Source organism: Chitinophaga sp. Ak27, from assembly GCF_012726295.1.
Classification (GTDB): Bacteria; Bacteroidota; Bacteroidia; order Chitinophagales; family Chitinophagaceae; genus Chitinophaga.
In genome coordinates this window covers 153,609-177,050 of the sequence record NZ_JABAOB010000007.1, presented here as the reverse complement: position 1 = coordinate 177,050, position 23,442 = coordinate 153,609, and the positions used below count along the sequence as shown (strand labels likewise).

Annotated in this window: 19 protein-coding genes; 8 read left to right on the top strand and 11 right to left on the bottom strand. The window is 45.4% G+C overall.

Going from position 1 to position 23,442, the window contains the following annotated elements; genetic code table 11:
- The first annotated feature begins 12 nt into the window (after positions 1 to 12).
- Together HGH90_RS22775 and HGH90_RS22770 are read left to right on the top strand one after the other, a co-directional pair.
- Complete coding sequence (locus HGH90_RS22775; protein WP_168765926.1) at positions 13 to 723, top strand: MIP/aquaporin family protein; 711 nt, start codon at positions 13 to 15, stop codon at positions 721 to 723.
- A gap of 229 nt (positions 724 to 952) precedes the next feature.
- Positions 953 to 2,266, top strand: coding sequence for an NAD(P)/FAD-dependent oxidoreductase (locus tag HGH90_RS22770; RefSeq protein WP_168765927.1), 1,314 nt, complete (start codon positions 953 to 955; stop codon positions 2,264 to 2,266).
- 55 nt (positions 2,267 to 2,321) lie between these two features.
- Here the strand turns inward: HGH90_RS22770 and HGH90_RS22765 are convergent, their stop codons facing one another.
- Positions 2,322 to 3,611 carry a DUF5103 domain-containing protein gene (locus HGH90_RS22765; protein WP_169191929.1) on the bottom strand — a complete coding sequence of 430 codons (1,290 nt, stop codon included), beginning with the start codon at positions 3,609 to 3,611 and terminating at the stop codon, positions 2,322 to 2,324.
- A gap of 78 nt (positions 3,612 to 3,689) precedes the next feature.
- On the opposite strand from HGH90_RS22765, the gene HGH90_RS22760 reads away from it, so the two are divergent.
- A complete protein-coding gene (locus HGH90_RS22760; protein ID WP_168765929.1) occupies positions 3,690 to 4,925 on the top strand; it encodes an ABC transporter permease in 1,236 nt (411 codons plus the stop codon).
- Here HGH90_RS22760 and HGH90_RS22755 read toward each other — a convergent pair whose 3' ends face one another.
- Genes HGH90_RS22755 through HGH90_RS31840 form a run of 3 tightly spaced genes read right to left on the bottom strand, consistent with a single transcriptional unit; the run spans position 4,926 to position 8,994 of the window.
- A complete protein-coding gene (locus tag HGH90_RS22755) occupies positions 4,926 to 7,250 on the bottom strand; it encodes a hypothetical protein (RefSeq protein WP_168765930.1) in 2,325 nt (774 codons plus the stop codon).
- Complete coding sequence (locus HGH90_RS22750; protein WP_168765931.1) at positions 7,216 to 8,247, bottom strand: hypothetical protein; 1,032 nt, start codon at positions 8,245 to 8,247, stop codon at positions 7,216 to 7,218. The genes HGH90_RS22755 and HGH90_RS22750 overlap by 35 nt, the downstream gene beginning before the upstream one ends.
- A 6-nt stretch (positions 8,248 to 8,253) precedes the next feature.
- Positions 8,254 to 8,994, bottom strand: coding sequence for a TrmH family RNA methyltransferase (locus HGH90_RS31840; RefSeq protein WP_410493698.1), 741 nt, complete (start codon positions 8,992 to 8,994; stop codon positions 8,254 to 8,256).
- A 102-nt stretch (positions 8,995 to 9,096) separates the two neighbouring features.
- On the opposite strand from HGH90_RS31840, the gene HGH90_RS22740 reads away from it, so the two are divergent.
- Positions 9,097 to 11,526 (top strand): BamA/TamA family outer membrane protein, encoded by a 2,430-nt coding sequence (locus tag HGH90_RS22740; RefSeq protein WP_248277053.1) that lies wholly within the window; start codon positions 9,097 to 9,099, stop codon positions 11,524 to 11,526.
- Here the strand turns inward: HGH90_RS22740 and truB are convergent.
- Positions 11,507 to 12,202 carry a tRNA pseudouridine(55) synthase TruB gene (truB, locus tag HGH90_RS22735; protein WP_169191927.1) on the bottom strand — a complete coding sequence of 232 codons (696 nt, stop codon included), beginning with the start codon at positions 12,200 to 12,202 and terminating at the stop codon, positions 11,507 to 11,509. The two genes, HGH90_RS22740 and truB, sit on opposite strands and share 20 nt — an antisense overlap.
- A gap of 157 nt (positions 12,203 to 12,359) precedes the next feature.
- Between truB and HGH90_RS22730 the strand changes: the two genes are divergently transcribed.
- Positions 12,360 to 13,157 (top strand): class I SAM-dependent methyltransferase, encoded by a 798-nt coding sequence (locus HGH90_RS22730; RefSeq protein WP_168765935.1) that lies wholly within the window; start codon positions 12,360 to 12,362, stop codon positions 13,155 to 13,157.
- A gap of 113 nt (positions 13,158 to 13,270) precedes the next feature.
- Here the strand turns inward: HGH90_RS22730 and HGH90_RS22725 are convergent, their stop codons facing one another.
- The 3 genes from HGH90_RS22725 to HGH90_RS22715 all read right to left on the bottom strand — a co-directional run bounded on the left by HGH90_RS22725 (position 13,271) and on the right by HGH90_RS22715 (position 16,499).
- Positions 13,271 to 14,005 carry a shikimate dehydrogenase family protein gene (locus tag HGH90_RS22725; RefSeq protein WP_168765936.1) on the bottom strand — a complete coding sequence of 245 codons (735 nt, stop codon included), beginning with the start codon at positions 14,003 to 14,005 and terminating at the stop codon, positions 13,271 to 13,273.
- A 127-nt stretch (positions 14,006 to 14,132) separates the two neighbouring features.
- The gene (locus HGH90_RS22720; protein WP_145672534.1) at positions 14,133 to 14,897 is read right to left on the bottom strand and encodes a phosphosulfolactate synthase; all 765 of its coding nucleotides are present in this window, start codon (positions 14,895 to 14,897) and stop codon (positions 14,133 to 14,135) included.
- A 180-nt stretch (positions 14,898 to 15,077) separates the two neighbouring features.
- A complete protein-coding gene (locus HGH90_RS22715) occupies positions 15,078 to 16,499 on the bottom strand; it encodes a tetratricopeptide repeat protein (RefSeq protein ID WP_168765937.1) in 1,422 nt (473 codons plus the stop codon).
- Between the two features lie 150 nt (positions 16,500 to 16,649).
- On the opposite strand from HGH90_RS22715, the gene HGH90_RS22710 reads away from it, so the two are divergent.
- Positions 16,650 to 17,069 (top strand): hypothetical protein, encoded by a 420-nt coding sequence (locus HGH90_RS22710; RefSeq protein ID WP_168765938.1) that lies wholly within the window; start codon positions 16,650 to 16,652, stop codon positions 17,067 to 17,069.
- A gap of 73 nt (positions 17,070 to 17,142) precedes the next feature.
- Here HGH90_RS22710 and HGH90_RS22705 read toward each other — a convergent pair whose 3' ends face one another.
- The 3 genes from HGH90_RS22705 to pafA are packed head-to-tail and all read right to left on the bottom strand — an operon-like array spanning position 17,143 to position 20,337.
- Positions 17,143 to 17,790, bottom strand: a complete 648-nt coding sequence (locus HGH90_RS22705; protein WP_168765939.1) for a hypothetical protein — start codon at positions 17,788 to 17,790, stop codon at positions 17,143 to 17,145.
- 49 nt (positions 17,791 to 17,839) lie between these two features.
- Positions 17,840 to 18,619, bottom strand: coding sequence for an enoyl-CoA hydratase/isomerase family protein (locus HGH90_RS22700; RefSeq protein ID WP_168765940.1), 780 nt, complete (start codon positions 18,617 to 18,619; stop codon positions 17,840 to 17,842).
- A 50-nt stretch (positions 18,620 to 18,669) separates the two neighbouring features.
- Complete coding sequence (gene pafA, locus HGH90_RS22695) at positions 18,670 to 20,337, bottom strand: alkaline phosphatase PafA (RefSeq protein ID WP_168765941.1); 1,668 nt, start codon at positions 20,335 to 20,337, stop codon at positions 18,670 to 18,672.
- Between the two features lie 162 nt (positions 20,338 to 20,499).
- On the opposite strand from pafA, the gene HGH90_RS22690 reads away from it, so the two are divergent.
- Both HGH90_RS22690 and HGH90_RS22685 read left to right on the top strand, forming a co-directional pair.
- On the top strand, positions 20,500 to 21,741 hold the full coding sequence (locus tag HGH90_RS22690) for an aminotransferase class I/II-fold pyridoxal phosphate-dependent enzyme (protein ID WP_168765942.1): 1,242 nt from the start codon (positions 20,500 to 20,502) through the stop codon (positions 21,739 to 21,741).
- A 632-nt stretch (positions 21,742 to 22,373) separates the two neighbouring features.
- The gene (locus HGH90_RS22685; protein WP_169191926.1) at positions 22,374 to 23,438 is read left to right on the top strand and encodes a PepSY-associated TM helix domain-containing protein; all 1,065 of its coding nucleotides are present in this window, start codon (positions 22,374 to 22,376) and stop codon (positions 23,436 to 23,438) included.
- The last annotated feature ends 4 nt before the right edge of the window (positions 23,439 to 23,442 follow it).

Genomic DNA, 23,442 nt, shown 5'->3' with positions numbered 1-23,442 from the left:
TTTTTACAACATATGTCACCTTACTTAGCTGAAATTATAGGCACCGCATTTTTAATTGTTTTGGGAGATGGAGTGGTAGCGAGTGTCATACTTAACAAATCAAAAGGCAATCAGGGCGGATGGATTGTGATTACGCTGGGATGGGCCATGGCCGTATTTGTAGGCGTATATGCCACTGCCAAATACAGTGGAGCACACCTGAACCCGGCGGTTACTTTTTCGCAAGCGCTACAAGGAAAATTCCCCTGGGAACAGGTACCCGGATATATAGCTGCACAGGTAGCTGGCGCCATGCTGGGTGCACTGCTGGTATGGTTTTGCTATAAACAGCATTTTGATGCCACCACTGATGCAGATACCAAGCTGGCAGTATTTTGTACCATTCCTGCCATCCGCAACAGTAAATACAATTTCCTCACAGAATTCCTGGCTACCCTGGTATTTATTCTCGCCATCTGCTTTATCACCGGGCCCACAGTAGGTCTTGGCTCCCTGGATGCCTTGCCGGTGGCGCTGTTGGTGCTGGCTATTGGTATGTCGCTCGGCGGCCCTACCGGCTATGCCATTAACCCGGCAAGAGATTTCGGCCCCCGGTTGATGCACTTTTTCCTCCCCATTCCGGGGAAACGCGACAGCGATTGGAGTTACGCCTGGATTCCCATCCTGGGGCCACTCGCCGGTGCAGCTGCCGCTGCCTTTCTATATAAGTACTGCCTGCAATAGATACACGCAAAAGATAAAAGAAGCAAAGACGCAAAGGATATATATTCTTTGCGTCTTTGCTTTTTTTATAGCTCTCTACACAAATATCTTTCATTTTTTTCTGAAAGTTTTGTAACTTTGAGAACATTTAGCACTGGTATGGCGTTTGTCGAACGCTATAATGGAATGTGTTAAATGAAGCCCGGAAGAGAACATTATTGCATTGCTGCAAAATCTAAAAAGACGAATTATGATTCAGCCCAACATCCCGGAAACAACTCAACCGCGAATCGTCATAGTAGGCGGCGGATTTGGTGGCGTAAACCTGGCCAAACAATTAAGAAACGCCCCCGTACAGGTAGTACTATTAGACAGGAATAACTATCACTTGTTTCAGCCACTGCTCTACCAGGTGTCTACCGCTGGCCTGGAACCCGATAGCATCGCCTTCCCCCTTCGAGGCATATTCAGAAAACAGAAGAACCTGGTGTTTCGCATGGCGGAAGTCACCGGTGTAAGAAATACCGAAAATATACTGGAAACCGGCATTGGCGAAATTCGTTACGACTACCTGGTTTTCGCTACCGGCAGCAATACCAACTTCTTCGGAAATAAAAATATTGAAGATAATGCCATCGGTATGAAATCGCTGATTGAAGCGGTTCAAATCAGGAACTACGTAGTAAAACAATTTGAGGAAAGCCTCTTGCTGAAAGACACAGCCGAAATAAAATCTAAACTCAATTTCGTGATGGTGGGTGGCGGACCTACCGGCGTGGAACTGGCCGGAGCCTTTGCCGAACTACGCAAATACATCATGCCGAAAGATTATCCGTCTCTACCCCAGGACCTGATGAACGTATACCTCATTGAGGCCGGCCCCAAGCTACTGGCCTCCTTCAGTGAAAAAACCTCCCAAAAAACCCTGGAAGCCCTGCAACATATTGGCGTACGCGTAATGACCAACACCGGCGTAAAGGAATATGACGGCAAAACAGTTACACTTAGCACCGGCGAGCAAATCCATACCCAATCACTCCTTTGGTCTGCGGGCGTGAAAGGTATCCCGGTAAAAGGAATTCCGGCAGATATTGTACTTCCTAACGGACGCATTCTTGTAAACGAACTGAATCAGATAAAAGGCTATACGAATATATATGCCATAGGTGATATCGCCCAGATGACCAACGATTCCCGCTTCCCCAAAGGTTATCCCATGGTAGCCCAGGTGGCGATACAGCAGGGAAAAAATGTTGCCCATAACATTCGCCTTTCCCTGGAAAATAAACCGATGAGAGGCTTTACCTATAAAGATCTTGGTAGCATGGCCACCATCGGAAGAAACCGGGCTGTTGCCGAATTTGCCGGCATGCGCCTCAGTGGCTACTTCGCCTGGATTGTTTGGATGGTGGTACACCTCATGAGCTTACTCGGATTTAGAAATAAACTCGTGGTATTTATCAACTGGTTTTACCGCTACTTTACCTACGAACGCGGCACCCGTATTATCATTAAACGTGGAGCTGCTAACATCGTGAAACTAAGACAAAGTATCAATAACTGACAATAAAGAAGGGAGATGACAAAATTCATCTCCCTTCTTTATTGTCAAATATCGATTACTTCCTGTTCAGAATAGAATTTAAGGTAATAGAGGATACCAGCTCATCAGACCTTGCCCCCAATGCCCGGTAATACAGGAGAATGGTATAGTTATTCTCCGTTTCCCACCAGTTGCCCTCTGTTAACTCAGTATCTAACCTTGGATTGGCCTTTCTCTTATCCACCAAACCATAGATGTAGTTATAATATCCCTGCTTCAAAAACAGGGTTCCTTCATAGGCACGGGTTTCCCCATTATAAGTAAGTTTGTTTTTGTCGTTGCATTCGTAATTAGTCAACTCTCCATACAGATACATATCATATCCTGCATAGGGTTCCGGCGCAGCAAAGGAAAAATGCACGGATGCATAATCACCTTCGAAATTAGGGTCATAATCATCCAGTGTGGCCAGGTAATACCTACCGTTAATATCTTTGATAAACTGGTATATCATATTAGACCGCTCTTTATCCGCTACTGCATAAATATCGGTGCTGGTGTTATGATATTCCGAATGCTTCACCCTTTCTGTTTGCAGGCGGAAGCTGCGCAAGTCGATCCACCGGTATTCCTTTCCACCCGGCATAATACAATCTTGTTCAGCATTGTACTTCAATACATTCCCGTTAATAAACTGGGGCTTAAGACCGGTAAGTGCATTGTCCCAACGATAATTCTGCAGTATCACTATTTTTATCTGGTCAAATGGGTTCTGGATATTCAGCGCGCCAGTGTTCACCTCGAAATTGATCTTCTGAAATGTGCGGAACAATTTTGGCGCAATAGGTTGCTGTATAAAGCCAGATATGCCTGCCTTATTTTCTACTACAAACATCCGGCGCGTAAATGCCAACTGAGATGTATCACTGTCCAGGTATACTTTTAGCAGGTAGTTGCCCGATTTCACAGGATAGCTATTGGTCCCCGGCAGCTGCACACTATAATGTGTATACCTTGCCAGGGAAACACTGGATAACTTATAGTTCAGGATCCTCGTTTCTGAAAAGCCCCGCATATAATCGAACTGATTTACCGGGGCGGGTGTCCAATCGGCATTACATAATACAAAGGAGTAATAGTAATTCTTTACATCATTGTCCATATCATCAAAAGACAGTTCCAGCTTATCGCCTGAACCGATAGTATACATGGGCATACTGAGTGGATCGCCAGCCTGGCTGAACTTTACAGACTTGATATTATTGTAGAAGACGTGGTCCGGAGTAATAGCATTCACCTGCGCTACTATACTGTTGCTGAACAGGCAGGAAGCAAGGGCCATTAAAAAAAAAGCTGCTGTACGCATACAAGGTAATTGATGGCTTAAGGTACGACTAAAAGCCGAAAGCTTACATATGCTTTCCGCTTTTCCCTATATTTGCCCATGCGTTTATCATTTTTTATCGCCAGACGGATTGCCTTTAATAAAGGTTCCTCCTTTTCAAAATTTATCATCAATATCGCCGTAGCTGCTACTGCGGTGAGCGTGGCGGTAATGATACTGGCAACTGCATTGGTAAACGGCTTCCAGGAAGTTATCCAGGAAAAGATCTTCAGCTTCTGGGGACATCTGCACATTAATCAATACCAACCCAATGCCGGCCCCCTCACAGAGGAAATTCCCTTTACCAGCAGAACCAGCCTGATAGACAGCATTAAATTAGCCCCCGGTATTAAAACAATCAGCAACTACGCTACCAAATCTGCTATCATTAAATCTGATAAAGAGATAGATGGCATCATCTTCAAAGGCGTTGATAAAAGCTATAACTGGACACAGTTAAAACGCTTCCTTCAGACGGGTAACCTTCTGCAGTTCAACGACTCATCATACGCACCGGAAATAATGGTTTCAGAATATACCGCCAGAGAATTAAAACTGAAGGTCAACGATAAAGCAATTATATATTTCATACAAGGCGGCGGGCTACCGCCACGCGCCCGCAAACTAACGGTAACGGGCATATATAAAACAGGGATCGAAGAATACGACAAAACCTATGTCATCGGCGATCTCAACCTGGTACGCAAACTCAACGACTGGGCTCCAGATGCAGTAGGTGGTTATGAAATAATGCTTACCGGCTACCATAATATGGACTCTACCGCCCGGTATATCGACAATAACCTGCTGCCTGACCAGCTGTTTACCCGCACCATCCGGGATATTTACCCTAACATTTTCGACTGGTTACAACTACAGAACCAGAATGAACTCATCATCATCATCATTATGACCATTGTAGCCGTCATTAACATGATTACGGCCATCCTGATTCTTATATTGGAACGCACCAATATGATAGGCATTGCCAAAGCCTTGGGGATGCGTAACTGGAGCATTCAGAAAATATTTGTATACCAGGCCGCGTATATTATCCTGCTGGGAATATTCATCGGCGACGTATTCGGACTGGGCATCGCCTTCCTGCAGCAAAGCACCGGCATATTTAAACTGCCGGAAGAATCTTACTATATGTCGGTAGCAGCAGTAGATGTACGCTGGATAGATGTACTACTGATCAATGCCGGCACATTTTTCATTTGTACTATCATACTGCTGATACCTGCCAGGATTATCCGCCGGATAACCCCGGTAAAAGCTATTCAGTTTAAATAGCTATTTCTTCTTAGTCACTTTTACATAATCACGCAGGTAACTGCATTGCCCATATGCCTGCTGATAGAACTTTGTATCTGCAAAATTGTTAGCCAGCAAAGGGAAATAACGGTTACGTACTAACGCGGACAAGTACTTATCGCTGTCATTATTTTCCGCAGTATGTTTCTGCGAACAACGTGCTGCCATAAAAGCACACCTGGCCCTGAACTCCCGGTCCGTGCTCGCCTGAGCTGCTTTCAGGTAATAGCTTTCCGCTGCATAACAGCCAAAGTACTGTTTCGTGAACGGATCTTTATCATAGGCACTGGTATACCAGTCGGTGGATGGCCGGAAGTCTTTTACAAAAAACCAGGTCTTTCCATAATAAGAAATACTGAATAACGCCGACGCATAATCGTAGTATACCGTAGGCGAAACCGGTGTAGTTTTCATTTTTTCCTCTAACTGTACCATGCGCTCACAAAACTGCAACTGGCTGATCGGTTTGCTATAGGTGCGGGTGGCAGTATCTTCTCCAAAGTCCTGCAACTGCTCGCGGAATACCTGGAAAGAAGCTGTCATAGCAGATGCGGGTGTTTTCTTAAACCACTCGCGCGCATGATTGAAATCATGTACACGCATATAGCTGATGCCTATCCGTTCACTCATATTGATCTCCTTCGGGAAGAAACGTACCAGGTAGGTCTCATAAGGCGTTTTAACCGGTTGGCGCAGAAAATCATTCAACCGGATCAGTGCCGCCGTATTCATATCGTCTGTAATCTGGGCTACTGCCGTTTCCCCGGAAACGCCATAGCCATTATGCAGCGAATCGCAGCGTCCCCGGATCAGCGCTTCCTTTACCAGGTCACCCTGCTGATGGTAACGGGGCGCCAACACGGCAAACAACAGGTTGCGATATGTTTTCCTGAAGAAGGCGGGCTTGTCGGTATTACCCCACCAACCATCGTTAGAGGTACTTTCCGGTGTTTTGGTATCCAGCCATTTGAAAGAAGCCAATAGTTTGGATTCAAAAGTGCTGTCAATAGTTTTCTGCTGATTGATATTCACCAGCAGGTTAATAATCTCCCACTGATCCCTGGTATCCGCATCCTTTGCTTTCACCGCATCGAGCCGGGCTTTGGCGCCGGTATAATCTTTGCCCATATAAGATAAATAGGCAGATGAAATCCGCCACAGATCCATGTCCCGCAGCTTACCTTTATCTATCAGGCTATCTACCACCTGCTGCAATGCCTTTAATTGCACGAGCATTTTTCCTCTCTCTTCTACGGCATAATCCCGCATACTCACCATGCCATTTGCTGCTATTTGCTCCAGGTAAGGACCTAAATAACCCTGCTCCAGTTTATTCAATTCTCTACCCAATAAAATGGTCATTACCGGAGAAGCAGGATCAAGAGCATATACTTCCCGTAAACCAGCGGGGCTGACGTCCGCATTCGCCAACCCATAAACACCTGCTACTATACCTTTTTCATGGTTGTCTTTACACAGGGGATATACCTCCCTCGCGGTGGTATTCGCCCACATCAAGCCCGTAAAGCTGGAAATACGCAGGGAAGGCGCTTTTTCAAATACGCGGGAAAACAGGTAGGCGCCTTGTACCGAATCCTTCATGCGCAGCAGGGCGCCGGCTTTTAGCGACAGGGCTTTATAATACACTAACGAGGAAGCTTCTTTTCCACCAAACAGCTTGTCAAAAGATGCTGCCGCTGCTGCATATTCTTTGCTGTAATGCTCTAGCCTGATCAGCTGGAATGCATACCGGTCGCGGATTTCTTTGTCCTTTGTTTTATTGTATAACTCTTCCCCTTCCTTATACAAATTTCCCAGCAACACGTTATTCCGTTCGGGAACAGACCATGGATCTGCATTGACCACGGCTGGTTCACAGGTTTTGGCGAACAGCAGGTAGCGGGCAGCTTCCCTGTTTTTCTCCTTCAGTAAAAACTGGGCAAAAGTGTTTTGCTTTACACTGTCGGGCAGCAGGTTACTGCCGTTGGCAATGATAGATAATTGCTCGGGGCTATAGGTGTAAATACATTCCCGTATGTCCTTTGCCGTTACCTTACTGCCGGTATATCCCTGCCAGTCGGCAACGTTGGTGGTTTCTTCAGAGGGAGTCGGATCGCCATAAAAAGTGGTCAGCGAGGTATAGTAAAATGGCTCATATCCTTCTCCCCTGATAGTGGGGTTAAAGAAGGAAACATAATAGTCATACGGATCCTCGTCTCCGCCACAAGAAAGGATGTAAAGGATATTGCCAAAGAAAACAATGCAAAAGCTAATTAAAAATACGAGTGATTTTTTGTAGTTCATCCAATGGATAATTTTTAAGTGTCACGGAATCTAAATGATAAAATATAACAGCCGGATCACCGGTGGTCAATTGCCGGGCTACCATCCTGGCAGCGCCTTCCAGGCTCGATTTATCAACGCTTTCGCGCCGGATAACATTTCCTTTGCGGAGTGGATAGCCATTAAGTAAGGTATCCTGCTGTACGGTATATAACTGTTTCTTTCCTGGGGCAAAAAGCCGGGTGTTTTGTAATTCTCTTTCTCCCACACTTCTCAAAATGCCGACATAGCCGGTGTCATTACGAAACAACACGCTCCAGGAAAAAAGGGGTAAAGCAACATCCAAAGGTAAGGGATAGTTGGCCACCCGTTGTTCACCGAGGTAAGACGCCATCGTTTCCAGGTCCAGGATAGAATTATGGGAACCGGGCTTGCGCAGATCTCCCATATTATAACACATCAACAGGCCCCTGTCTACAGGTGGTATGCCAGCCCGCACTTTATACTTTACCTGGTACATCCGGATAGTGGCTGATACCCGGCGATGCTGGAAAAAAGGCGTTTGCCTGATTTGTTTGATAAAGGAGAAATAAGCCTCCCGGCTGGTTTGTGTCCAGTCGCAGTCGAGCTGTACTTCTGGAATCCGCCCGGCAGGAAGGCTATCACACAATTGCGCCATAAGCTTACTCACCTTGCTAGCCAGCTGTGGATCGGGATGAGCCCATACTTCATTCATCAGGAATACGACCGGTATAATGTCAGTGTTAGCCGGGAATGGAGCCGCCTGTTTAAAGATAGCGACTGGTATGGGCGCCCTGGTCACCTCGTCGATATCAACATCAAACAGCTTAATGTAAAGTCGCTTTGCAGGCAATTGCTCCGCATATTGCAATTCCAGGCTATTGCCGGTCCAGGTTTGTTTCCAGTAATAAAATGCCGGCGTTATCTTTCGTGGCACGCGTTGGTGGCAGGAAATACAGCCAAGCAACAGGCTAATAAGTATGATTCGGGGTATCATGACAGGTTAAATAAGTAATCGGCCGCAAATAATACCTGCGGCGATGGCCGCATTCAGCGATTCGGCGCCGCCGAGGCGGGGAATGGTGATCTGATGGGTAGCCAGGGCAGTTACTTCTTCTGTTAATCCTCTTCCTTCATTCCCAATCAGGATAATTCCTTCCTTTATTGGCGGGAAATCAGCTATGTTCTTACCGTGTAAAGTAGCGGCATAAGAAGGCAGGGAGGTTTTCCGCAATAATTCCGGGATATCGTATTCGGCTATACGTACCCTCACTATGCTCCCCATGGTGGCTTGTATTGTTTTAGGATTATATACATCTACACAGTCGGGGGAGCAAATGATCCTGGAAATACCAAACCAATCGGCAATACGAATCAGGGTACCCATATTCCCTGGGTCTTGTATGGCTTCCAGCGCCAAAACAACGCTCCCCGGATCCGGCATCGGATCTACCGGCGCCGGCATATCCAGCAAGGCCATAGCCCTGTTGGGCGTAGTCAGGGAAGATAATTGTTTAAGTACAGTAGATTCAACCGCTACAACGGCGCCTGCAGGCAAATTGTTTAACAGTGCATGATGCTGCTCCAGCCATTCGGCAGTGGCAAACACTCCTTTCACGGGCATGCCCGCCTGTAGCAGCTCCTGCACGATCTTATCTCCTTCTGCCACATACTGGCTGGATTTTTGCCTGTTTTTTTTGTGCTGTAATGATTGAATATATTTAATTTGCGCCTTTGACAACATGGGGCCAAACCTACACGATTTCTTTTAATCAGCCAAGAAGAGGCGTGATAACGGCTTACTCCCTGTTGGCTTTTTAAATGATTAATAACGTTTTCACCCGTGATGCAGCTGCCTCCCAATTCCAGATTCTTACTGCTGAAACAATTGCTGCTACTGGCTGTAGTATTCACGTTGGCAGCGTGCTCCAATACCAGGTACCTCCAATCCAATCAATCACTATACACCAGCGCCAAAGTAGTGGTAAAGGGTGATATCCTTAATTCCGAAAAACAGGATATCCGTAGCTCCCTTTCCTCTAAATCGCTGATGACACAGCAGCCTAATAAAAAATTACTCAACTCCCGTATCAAGGTATGGCTCTATAACCAGAAGTATAATGAAAAAAAATCCAACTGGTTCTGGAACCTCGTCCTCTCTAAAAGAAACCTGGAAGAGCCGGTGGTATACGATTCTACGAAAGCCAAAGAATCGGTAGACCGTATGACCAGCTATCTCCATAACCAGGGATTCTTTTATGCCACTGTTCAATACAATGAGAAGACCAAACGCAGGAAAACCAGCGTTACCTACGAGGTAAATACCGGGAGAAATTTTGTGATAGATAAAATTACCTACGCCATACCCGATACCGCCATTCTTCGCCTCGTTAAAGCCAATGAAAAACTGTCCCTCATCCAAAAAGGAATGGCTTTCAAATCGGCCACGTTGGGCAGCGAACGGGAAAGGCTCACCCGGCTGATCAAAGACGCAGGCTATTATAAATTCAACCGCGATGCCATAGAATACAGCGTAGATACCCTGAATAAAGCCCTCTTCCGGAATAGCCTCAACCCCTTCGAAGGGTTGGTAAATATTTTTAATGAAAATAAAGGAAGAGATAAATTAACCATGGATGTGGAAATACGCATCAAAAACCCGGAGGATAGCACTTCCAGCTGGCAGCCCCACCACATTGGTAAAATTTATGTGTATCCAGATTTTTCTCTGAACGGCAACCCGGCCGACAGCTCACTGAAAAAAGACGACCGGAAATATATTAACATCCGCTACCACCAGGAAATACTACGGCCCAAAATACTATCCAGGTCTATTTTGCTCCGGCCAGGAGAAACCTATTCCCTGCAACAGTACAACAACACTGTTAATAAATTATATGATTTGGGTATCTGGCAATTTGTGACCCTCCAATACAAAGAACCCAAAGACTCAGTAAATACACTGGATGCCTACCTGTTCCTTACACCCCGCCGTAAACAGGAACTAGGCGTCAGCTTCGAGGTAAGTAACAGCTCCGACTATACGCTTGGTTCGGGCATTACCCTGAACTACCGCCATATTAATCTAAATAAAACGGCTACCCAGCTGGGCATGAGCATCAATACGGGTATCGAACTGGTGAAACAGGAAACCGGCTGGACATTGCAGTCCAAACAGTTCGGAGGAGAGGTAAGCCTTACATGGCCCCGCTTTGCACTGCCTTTTCATATCAAACAATCCAACAGGACAAATGCTAAAACCAGGCTTACCCTGGGTGCCAACTACCTGTCGCGCATAGAAAAATTTGATGTTACCAGCTTCAATGCCTCCTATGGGTACGACTGGAATGAAACGCTTTATAAACGCTGGATTGTGCGGCCTATTACCATCAACTACGTAGGCGTATCTCTTAATCCAACATTCCGCGACTCTGTGGTGAATACCAACCCTTACCTGAAACGCAGCTTCGAGCCGGCGTTGATTGGCGGGGAAAGTGTTTCATTTATTTACAGCAACCAGGACCTTCTGCATCCCCGTCACTATAGCTACTTTCGGGTAAATGTGGAAGAATCGGGCGGATGGCTGAGCGGTATCAACAGCCTGGTAAATGGCATCTCGGGGAAGAACACCAACCTGGAAACAGCTACAGGGGTTAACATTTCCAATTTTGTGAAACTGGAAGCGGATTACCGCCATTACTGGAAGTTGGGCATTCACAGTGGATTAGCCACCAGGGCTTACGCGGGCGTAGGTATCCCCTATAGTTATTCACAGGTATTACCTTATGTAAGGCAGTTTACTTCCGGCGGTCCCAACAGTATCCGGGCTTGGCGCCTGCGTACATTAGGCCCCGGTTCCTTCAAAGATTCTTCCGCTACTGCACAAGCCTTCCCCGATCAAACCGGCGATATGAAGCTGGAAGGGAATGTAGAATACCGTTTCGACTTGTTGAGAATGTTTGGAGGCAGCATAAACCTGAAAGGCGCTACGTTCCTGGACATGGGTAATATCTGGATGATCAGGAAAGATCCGTCGAGACCTGGCTCCGAATTCCAGTTAAGTCAGTTGTACCATGATCTGGCCATGGGCACGGGAGCCGGCCTACGTTTGGACTTTTCATACTTCCTGGTGCGCCTCGATTGGGGTATCCCCCTGAAGGTACCTTACTTCACCGGCAATAAAAACGGCTGGTACCTGAGTGAATGGGATCTGAAGAGCAGCCGCTGGCGCCGGGAAAATATTATCTGGAATATTGCTATTGGTTATCCGTTTTAGGAACGGTGTTGGCTACAATAAAATCGTCCATATCAATAGCATCTGTAAGCTTAAAATCACCAATACGGGTTCTGCAAAGGCTGCTCAGGTAAGCCCCACAACCGAGCGCAGCACCGTAATCATTAGCCAGCGAACGTATATACGTACCCGTGCTGCAAACCACCCTGAAATGTACTTCCGGCAGGTCAATTTTAGTAATCTCAAACGCGGTAATCGTCAACTTACGGGGTTCCACTTTTACATCCACTCCCTTACGGGCCAACAGGTAAATAGGCTTTCCATTTTGTTTAATAGCAGAGTGGATAGGTGGCAACTGCATAATTTCACCGATAAATGGCTGGGTACCCGCTATGATGGCCGCTTCATCGAGATGAGCAATATCTTTAAAATTTTCCGGTTCCGATTCTTTATCAAAAGTAGGCGTGGTAGCACCTAACGTAAATGTGCCGGTATATTCTTTTTCCTGCGCCTGGTATTCATTGATTTTTTTTGTCATTTTTCCGGTACAACAAATCAGTAGGCCAGTAGCCAGGGGGTCCAATGTTCCCGCATGTCCGATCTTAGCTTTGGTGAGGTTCCTGATCTTACGTACTACATCAAAGGAAGTCCATGTCAAAGGCTTATTAATCAATATAACCGCTCCTTCCTGGTAATTAACTCTTTCGTTTGTTTGCATGGCGCAAAGATAGCTAATCACCATTAGCTTTCAGCGACCTGTAATACAGTTATAGCGATGTTTTACGACCCGACAAACACTTACAAATGATGAAAAGCTAATATCTAAAAGCAGAAAACTAGTCTCTTTTTACTAAATTCACGGAATTTTCAGATTCATGGCATTAGAACATCATAAAGACGCAACGCTACGGCATCAGCAACAGGTAGACAATTCGCGCGACTACGTACTGCCATTCATACAACTGGAGTTTCCACAACTGGAAGGCCTCCGGGTAATGGAGGTAGGATGTGGCGAGGGCGGAGTACTGACTCCCCTCCTGGAAAAGGGCTGCCACTGCGTAGGCGTCGACCTCGCACCCGACCGGATAGAACTGGCCAAAAGCTTCCTTCATAAATACCTGGAGAGCGGACAATTAAAGCTAATTGCCAAAAACATCTATGACCTTGATTTCCTGGGAGAATTCCGCCATTCTTTTGATGTAATTATTCTGAAAGATGCCATTGAACATATTCCCGACCAGGAAAAGATCATTGGCCACCTGAAACAATTACTCACTCCCCGCGGGCAAGTTTATTTTGGTTTCCCACCCTGGTATATGCCACACGGAGGACATCAGCAGATCTGTGCCAACAAATTCCTCAGCATGGTGCCTTATATCCACCTGTTGCCAAGACCCTTATATAAAGGAGTTTTACGGTTATTTGGAGAAGGAGATGATGTGGTAGTAGACCTGATGGATGTAAAATCTACGGGCATTTCCATTGAACGGTTTGAACGTATTGTAAAACGTCAGCAATACAAAATTACACAACGCAGATTCTACCTGATTAATCCTATCTATAAATATAAATTCGGCGTAAGCGCAAGAGTACAGTGGAAGCCCATTGCCGCCATTCCTTTTTTCAGGAATTTTGTCACTACCTGTGTGTATTATATGATTAAACCAGCTTAAAGCTCAAAGCATAAAGTTCAAAGCAAAAAGCGATTATGGAGAAGAACTTAGCGAGTATTAAAAATTCGCTTCAATCAGTCTCCATAATCGCTTTTTGCTTTATGCTTTTTGCTTTATGCTTTATTCCATATTTCCCAGGATGCCTCTGCCTGTAGTATCAGCATTTCATGCCCGTTTTTAGTGGCTGCTCCCTGCGCGGCTCCCTTGTGCAGGAAAGCCGTTTCTGCAGGATTGTATACCAGGTCGTACAGCAGGTGCCTGGAACTAAGGTATTGATAAGGTATTTCGGGAAAGGTATCTACTTTGGGATACATGCCCAGCGGCGTAGTATTCACTATCACGGTGTGCGCCTCCATGGTAGCCTGATCCAGCGCCTCATAGGTAATGGCGCCATTTTCCGGCCGGCGGCTCACTACGGTGTATGTGATGCTTAGTTGCTCCAATGCATACATGATAGCCTTGGCAGCGCCGCCGGTTCCCAGCACCAATGCCCTGGTATGATGTGGTTGCAGTAATGGTTGCAGTGATTTCGTAAATCCGATCACATCGGTATTATATCCTGTTTTCTTTCCAGCGTTAAAGTGAATGCAGTTTACAGCGCCAATACGGGCAGCTGCATCGCTCAACTCATCAAGGAAAGGGATCACAACTTCTTTATAGGGAATTGTTACGTTCAGCCCTTGTAGCTGGGGATGCGCTTCCAGTAAGCTGGTAAACTCCGTAATTCCGGGTATAGGATAATTTTCATACTGGCAGCCAGTGATGTTTTCCTTTTCAAATTTCTCCTTAAAAAAACCCTTTGAAAAAGAATGGCTAAGCGGATAGCCAATAAGTCCATACATTTTCATGAAACTATAATTATAAATACTACGGACAATACTTTACTATAAGTAGGAAGATCCTGGAGAGCCTGAAATTATTGCGGGCAATAATCTTCACTCCCCAGGATCTTGCTGAATGACTTGTTATGGCAGGTTATTCTCTATCGAGAAACAGGTTAAATGTATCTCCTCTCAGTCCTACACGCATGGCTTCCAGGGAAATAACTTCATTGGGAGCCAGGTTACCCAGGTTGGCATTACAGCCTACCAGTTCCAGGAAATAAAGCTGTTGTGCTTTTTGAGGCGCTTCCCAGATAATTTTTTCGGCAGGTATCTTGGTCAGAATTTCTTGTACCAATCCTTCCCGCACTTCGCCACTACCACGATAAATACCAACGTTACCACTTTCGCGGGCTTCTGCAATTACATAGGTAGCTCCTGCAGACAGTTCAGCACTCATCAGTTCAATCCATTTATAGGGAGGGATGATGTGTTCTGCATCTTTTGATCCTACTTCACTCAATACCAGCCCTACTTTCGACAGTTTTTCAATATACCCGCATTTTTCAGCATGGGGAATAATGATGGAACCGTCTGAAACTTCCATGTAGCTGATACCATAATCTTTCACCACGTTGATATATTCTTCAAACTGGTTGCGGATTACAAAGGCTTCAAACAGGGTGCCGCCAAAGTATACAGGAATGTTGGCCGATTGATACAATTCAATTTTTGCGCGCAGGTTGGGCGTAACGAAAGCAGTGCCAAAGCCAAGTTTAAGAATATCAATATGAGGGCCTGCAGCAGATAAAAAATTTCGTGCTTCTTCCAAACTCAGCCCCTTGTCCATTACCATGGTTAATCCATGCGTACGGGGCTTCTGTGTCCTTTCCGGGATTTGTGTCAGATTAAAATTCATTTGAAATATTTTTATCTTCTTATTGGTCAGTAAAACACATGCTAATATTCGCCAGGCACTTCGGGATAGCGTAGATGCAATTTTAGTAACCGGAAATACTGTTGACTTTTGTTCATGACAATTAAAAGCCGGCGCAAAAATAAGAAGTATACTTTATTTTATTAAAGTAAATAACATTGGTTAACGTTTACGGCGGTATTGTGCGATCAAATCCACCACACTAACGTGTTGTAATACAGCAGGATCAAGTTCTACGAGCTTTTTCACAATTTTTGGGGCCTGTTGCAGCGCTGTTTCCAGGTGTAGCAACCCTTCTTTGGTTTTCCCCATGGCTATCAGAATGGCAGCCCGGTAATACATGAATATGGGTTTACGCCCGGCCTTTTCCTCTGCGATAGAGAGTTGTACCAGGGCCTCCTCCATAAATCCGGATACATACAAACCTTTCAGGAGTGTTTGCCAGGTAACAGCACTCTTGGGCCGGGTACGCACTGCATTCATGAAATGAACCAGAGCATCTTTATTCTTCCCCAGCTCCAGGTAGCATTCACCCAGGCTCATATTGTATTCAGCGTTAGTTTTATTTATTTTCAAGGCACTCAGCAACGATTTGGCAGCATTGTCCCAGTTAGATTCCATCATATAAGCCACCGCAATCTTGTAATACAACTTGTCATCGTTGGGGCTCAGATGCGATGCCTTCCGGTAATAGTAACGGGCCTGGGTAAATTTGCGCTGCCGTTCATAGCAATGCCCAATGGCCTCATAAATCACATCCTCAGGTTTCGCTATTTCCAGGTGCTTTTGCAATACCTCGATGGCATCGGCATACTTACGTAAACGGATATAGGCATCGCCCATATTGCGGTAGGCATAATCAAATTTTTCATCGATCGCTACGGCATACTGGTAAGCATCGATGGCTTTCTCATATAACTTCAATCCCTGGAAAGCCGTACCCAGGTTGAACCAGGCCAGCTGATTAAAAGGGTGCTCGTCTATAATAGCGGTATGTAAACGGATACTTTCCTCGTTCCGGCCTGTAAACTCTGTCCAGAAACAAATCTTGTGCAGGGCTTCCTCATTGTTGGGATCATACTCCAGCGCCATTTTCAGGCAATCAAACACTTTCTCAAATTCCTCCCAGTCATCATATACATCTGCCAGTTCGAGCAACAACTCTGTTCTGTCATCCCCCGAAAATTGTTCTATCTGTTCTTCCAGCACAGCAGCGGCTTTCTGGTGCTGATTTAGCGCCAGGTAAACATCTGTCTGTAAAATGTATAGATTGATATCAGTGCGGTCCAGTACTTCTGCTTTATCCAATAAATCCAGCGCTTCTTTGTACTTCTTGGTTTCTATCAGTAAGTTGGCCTTCTTTAGTAGCAGTGTGGAGGAATAAGGAAACTGTTCGATGGCTATTTCTGCGGCCTGCAATGCGATCGGCATTTCGTCATGCTCGTCATAATAGTCTATGATCTGCTCAAATGAATCTTCGTCCAAAAAAGAATGAGACTTACCCGCCCGGAGGTTTTCAAACTGCTGCAACAAGTCTCTCAGATCATCAAAATCCTCGTTTAAAAATGAAAAGTCTTTACTCATTAATGTAAATATAGTACTTTTATCTATGACAAAATGTGGAGTGAAAACAAGCTTTTTAAATATTTTTTAACAATTCTTTGTGATTTCTTCGTATCTTGCGTTAAGAATATGTTATCGGATATATTCAAAAGTTTGTACATTTGTTATACAATGAAAACGAAAAAATACATATCACGGACTTTTTCGTTGTCTTGCTTGTTGGCAGGCGCGCTGGCGTTCTTTTCGCTGAGCGTGTTGGCAAACAATAATTTTTTGCCCTCTGACAATAATAAAGACAAAACGAAAAAGGCAGCAGACAATCAGCACTTTGTGCTGAATACTGCCATGCCTAAAACTAACCTGGGCCTGGACGCAGCTTACCGGTATTCTGGTACCTTCAGCTCAGACTTTAAGTTTACTACTCCCAGCAATAGCAACTACAATAGTTTGATTAACTTAAAAGCGGTAACCACCTATACAAAAGGAAATGTTACCTACGTAGTTCCTTCTAATGTACAGGTGCAGTCTCAGCCTCCTGGAAATATGAATTTTCAGAAATTGCAGATTATACTGCCGCTTAAGAAAGGGTAATAAACTTTACGTTTCTTCAATTACAATATGGGCCGGTTAAAAAGTTTCGCAACTTTTTAACCGGCCCTTTTCCTTACATCTTTTTAAGTTCTTCCTGGCTAACCTCTTTATATCCCGTTTTAGGTACATCAAAATAAGAAGCGGGGATAGGATATAACTCTACCTTTGTAGCAATAACGCGGGTTTTAGCCCCCGTTTTAGTCACAATCTCAAACTCGAGCGGAATACCCTTCAGGTTGACAAAACGGCGGTTATACTGCCTATTCTCAGGTATCAGATCTACGGCATAGTATACCTCGAAAGTTTGCCCATCCGGCATAGTTCCGATTGCCCTTCTGCACATATATCCCGCTATCTGCTTGGTTTCAGCCTGATCTTTAAATTGCACGTTTTCATATTGCTTCAGATCCTTTTCATACTGATCTTTACTGGCGCGGATCAGGTATTTGTTACCATGCTGGTCTATCAGGGTGGTCATGGTTTCTGTTCGGCTGTTGATCAGGTAAGTATAATGAACAATATTAAAGTTCATATCTATCCTGCTCATTGGCCCACGCATATATTGTGTAAAAGTGCTGCCCTCCAGCATAGCATCCATTTGCAGTTGCTCAGGAGGCAGCTCCATTTTATAAACAATCTTAGCATCCGAAACAGTACGTTGCGCCATCAATGTACCTGAGAGGTACAGGAAAACAACAGTTAATAACAACCGGTATGACATAGTGTGGTGTGTTTATTCAGTGACAGCTGGCCATGGTCAATAAAACCAGCTACCAGATAAGCTTTTCCTTATTCAAAAAAGCGGTTATTCCGCGTTTGCAATCTTCATGTCCACGGGTAGCAGCATTCAATTCAGCGGCATGCAACAGCCCGTCTTGTAATGGTAAGTCCAACACTGTGCCAATCAATTTTTTGGTTACTTTCAGAGAATTGGCAGATGCTTCTGTACACAGGCTGGCAGCCACTTTGGCCACATGGGTCGCTATTTCGGCGGCGGGTATCACCCCTGTAATTAAGCCATCGGCAGCCGCTTTCTCAGCCGTTACCAGTTTCCCGGTTAATAATAACTCCCTGGAGCGCCCCTCACCTATCTTTCTTACCAGGAAAACCGCTACCAAGGCAGGAATGAAGCCGATTTTCACTTCGGTATATCCCAGCAGGGCCGATGGTACGGCATAACTCAGATCACATAGTGTTACCAGCCCACAGCCACCGGCTACGGCATGCCCTTCTACCTGGGCTATTACTACCTTGTCAAGTTCGTAAATTTCCCGGAACAGCTGCATCAGCTCCCAGGAATCGGTGAGATTTTCATCATAGGTATTTTGCTGTAGTTGCTGCAAATACTCCAGGTCGGCCCCCGCACAAAAAGCTTCCCCATTTCCCTTCAATACCACCACTTTAACAGCAGCGTCAGCGGCTGCAGCCCGAAAGGCATCCCGGAGCTCCGCCACCAGTAAACCATTCAGCGCATTACGCTTCTCCGGACGATTCAAGGCAATGGTGGCTACCCGGTCACTCACGGTATATTGTAAAAAAGAAAAAGCCATAAACAAAGAATTAAAACAACCTTGTTTATGGCAATCTAAGCAAAAAAAATTTAATGGGTAATCTCTTGTATTACCTGCCCCACATTACCGCTGGGCATTTGTATATGCAGCAACGCCGCCAACGTTGGCGTAATATCCGTCATACCCACCGTGCGATTGGTTTTACCGGGCTGTATGCCCCACCCCATCCATACCAACGGGATATGTGCATCATAAGGATACCACAAACCATGCGTAGTACCGGTGTTACCGCCATCGATATAACCGGGCGACAGCACTACTTGTATATCGCCGCTGCGTTTGGTGTTAAAGCCATTGGATAACATGGTACGCATAGGCTCCGGCAAAGTGGTCGTCATCAGGTGATCAATCTCAAAAGCCTTTGCTATGGCCGATGAGCGCAACAACTGTGCAATAATAAACTGTTTGATTTCTTCTTCGTTTTTATTGCTCCTGGTGATGGCGTCATGATTTAACCAAAACTGGTAATTGTCAGTCGCTTCAACAGCACCTTCTACTCCAAACCTGCCAGCTACCTGGGTATTCAGGTCTTTCAGGGCAGCCTTGTCATCCCAGGTGCCTCCCGGTAGCTTGTTTTCTGTCATAAAGCCCGGTACATGTGCTACACCATGATCAGCAGTAATGAAAAACAAGTACTGGCCTTTGCCCACCTTGGCATCCAGGTAGTTGAATAAAGTAGCCAGGTCCTGGTCCAATCGAAGGTAGGTATCTTCTATTTCTACGGAATTAGGCCCAAACTGATGACCTACATAATCGGTAGATGAAAGACTCACTGCCAGAAAATCTGTTACATTACCTTTTCCCATGTCATATGCTTCGATGGCTTTTTTCGCAAATTCCAGGGTCATCGTATTGCCAAATGGAGAGGCCGCAATAGCGCTGTTGGCCATATCTCCCAAAGCATGCGGGAAAGAAGTATTAGTGGCATTTTTAAACTTGCCCTCATAAGCTTTTTCATCCGCTGTACTGAGGGTATAGGTAGATACCGGGTACAAGGTAGTCCACGGCTTATTCAGATACTGCTGCGGGTAGTGCTGGTTATTAAATTCCTGCGCCCAGCCAGGTAACTCATTCATATAGTACGTGCTGCTTACCCAGTTGCCCGTGCTGGCATCATACCAGAAAGCTGCGTTGGCACTATGTCCGGCTGGCAAAATAGCGCCACGGTCCTTGATGGCAACACCTACTACTTTGCTCCGGAAGTTGTTGGATATTTTCAATTCATCGCCGATCGTAGTCACCAGCATGTTACGGGGACTCATCTTCCCTGCAGCAGAGCTGCTACCGATAGTATTTACCGTAGTGTCTTCCGCGCAGTATACCGTACGCCCCAGTTCGGGGCTGTACCAGGTGTTGCCGATAATACCATGGATAGCCGGTATAGAGCCGGTATACACGCAGGTATGGCCACAGGCAGTAATGGTAGGCGTGTAATTAATCAGGGTATTTTCACAGGAGAAACCCTCCCGCAACAACCTTTTAAATCCTCCTGCTGTGTACCGGTTACTATAACGGTACAGGTAGTCCCAGCGCATTTGATCTACAACTACACCCACTACCAACCTGGGTTTCTCCGCTTTTTTGTTGCCGGTGGCGGTGGCCCGATGGTTAAATGGCTTGGGTGAGGTTGCTTTCTGTGCCTGTGTAGTCATGATAGGAAACAACAGGACGGCAGCCAGGAAATGTGTAAATTTCATCTGATCTTGTGTATTTAAAAGTCACTGTAAAACAATTACATAAGACGGTTTTTTTCCCCCGCAAGGGTACCTCAAATGCGGATCAAGTTTACAAAAACTATTATTTTAATACCTTTGTGTCCATTTTAAATGGAATGAATTAACCATTACATAATATATCGTATGGACATTTTCGAGAAACTGCTGAAACATTTGGGCCCTATCGGGGAGCATTCAGACAGAGCCCACGGCTATTTCGCATTTCCTAAACTGGAAGGAGAAATAGGCCCCCGCATGAAATTCCGTGGCAATGAAAAGATTGTCTGGAGCCTGAACAACTACCTGGGCCTGGCTAACCACCCGGAAGTACGCGCCACTGACGCCCAGGCTGCGGCAGATTTTGGGATGGCGTCTCCAATGGGAGCGCGCATGATGAGCGGCAACACCAACTACCACGAGCAGCTGGAAAATGAACTGTCCGATTACATGGGCAAAGAAGCCACTACTTTACTGAACTATGGCTACCAGGGTATCATGAGTGCCATTGACGCTATTGTGGGCCGTAGAGACGTAATCGTATATGACGCAGAGTGCCACGCAAGTATCCTGGATGGTTTGCGCCTTCATCCAGGAAAACGTTATGTGTTTAAACATAACGATATGGAAGATTTCGACAAACAAATGAAGCGTGCAACTGAACTGGCTAAAAATCAGGGTGGAGGTATACTTGTGGTAACGGAAGGCGTGTTTGGTATGGCCGGCGACCAGGGTAAACTGAAAGAAATTGCCAGTTTCAAAGATAAATATGAGTTCCGCCTGTTGGTAGATGATGCCCACGGTTTTGGTACTATGGGTAAAACCGGTGCTGGTACTGGCGAAGAACAAGGTGTTCAGGACAAAATCGACCTGCTGTTTAATACCTTCGCAAAGTCCGGTGCTTCTATCGGCGCATTTATCAGCGGCGAGAAAGCCATCATCAACTACCTGCGCTACAATATGCGCTCCCAGATCTTTGCTAAATCAATTCCTTTACCTATCGTGATTGGACACCTGAAACGTGTGCAACTGATGCGTGAACATCCGGAAATGAAAGCCAAACTGTGGGATAATGTAAATAAACTGCAGAATGGTCTGAAAGCACGTGGATTCAATATCGGCAGAACCAATTCACCAGTTACGCCTATCTACCTGCAGGGTGATATTCCTGAAGCCACTGCTATGTGTCTCGATCTGCGTGAAAACTATAATATTTTCTGCTCTATCGTAGTATACCCGGTAATTCCTAAAGGCCAGATTATCTATCGCCTGATCCCTACCGCTGCCCATAGCGATGAGGATATTGAACTGACTCTCAAAGCATTTAGCGAAACCAAAGCTAAACTGGATGAGAAAGTGTACGAGGTAGCAGAAATTCCAATGGTTTAATTGCTGTCACACACATAATATAAAAAGCCTTCCTGCTTATCCGGGAAGGCTTTTCTATTAAAAAACGGGAAAAGGCCAGAGGGGTTATAGCAAAAGGGAAGTCAGGTACAGGTACTAAAATACAAAAGGGCTGATGTTACTCAGCCCTCACTTCAAATCGTTCTTTCACTAGGTGTAATTTTTCATTAGATTTCATCAGGACATGGTAGAGAACAAATGGTTTTCATAGAAATTGGAATAACCAAGTGATTCCAAATATTTTATAGGGATAAGTTATTTCAAATTCATTTCTGTATCATCATCGATACTTATCAAAAGTAGGTCAGTTTTCAGCAAAATCTATCACACAAAGGTGCCATTTTGTTAATAGCTTGTTAAAGGTTGAGACTGCAACAATAAATCACTAAGACCTTAAAACGCCTCCTTTTTCCCAATCTGATCAATATTTTTCCCTTTTGCGTAAACCTCTCCGGGCCAAGATGCTGTAATTTTGCGGCGGAAGCAATACATACTCAGTCATTTAACCATTTAAGAAAGGTTAACGCCGCGTTTATAGTACTACCTATACCACTTTCGTGGACACAGAGATGTAAGGTCAAACTGATAAGAGATATAAAACGACTGCCGTAAAGATGCAATGGACTAAACAATTTTTTCGCCTGCACCGCATATTGGGCCTGGTAGCAGGATCCATACTGCTGTTAATGAGTATTACCGGCAGCCTGCTGGTATTCAGCGATGAAATAGAATATGCCTCTTATCGGCAGGCCTACCACGTCACTCCCCGGTCAAACCACCTGCCACTGCAACAGCTGCTGGAAAACACCCGGCACGCGCTTCCGGGAAACCCTTATCTCTTTTTTGTCAAAATCCCCCAGGCGCCTGATGAAAGCGCAATACTCAGGGCCGATTATACGGCAGATCACAAAGTATATGTCTTCCTAAATCCCTATACCGGCCAAATATTACAGCAATACACGAATACAGACCATTTAACAGGTTATGTGCTTTATTTGCACTTTACCCTTTTAAGCGGTAAAACAGGGGCTATAATCGTCTTAATAACCGGGATAGCGCTATTCTTATCCGTGTTCACCGGGATTTTTGTTTATCGCCATGCCATCTGGAAAGTACTGACCTTCCGGCTCAAACTGGAATGGAATAATCGTACCAGGCGCTGGCGTAACCTGCACCGCATCCTAGGCGTATGGGCGCTACTCTTCAATGCCATAATATCTTTCACCGGCTTCCTGATGGAACAGAAAGTGCTGGACGCCCGGAAAAACACAATTAACGGGTATACCGGCATTGCTTTCAACGGCAACTATGACCAGCTGCTCATTGTCGCGCAATCGGCCATACCCGGCTTCCAGGTTACCGGTGTCCGTCCGCCCAAAAAAGCAGGCGATCCCGCCCGGTTCCTTGGCCATGCACATGAATCGGCTTTCTTTGGGGAATATGCATCATCCGTATTTGTGACCGCCGACGGTCATATCCAGAAAACGGTGAACTTTAGCAAAGCCTCCGCGGGCGACCGCTTTAACGCCAGCATCGCGCCGCTTCACTTTGGCAACTATGGCGGCATACTCCTGAAAATAATCTACTCATTCCTGGCCTTAACCCCTGGCATATTGTCCATTTCGGGTTTCCTGATATGGTACCGCAGAAAATTTATTATTAAAACACACCGGATATAATACC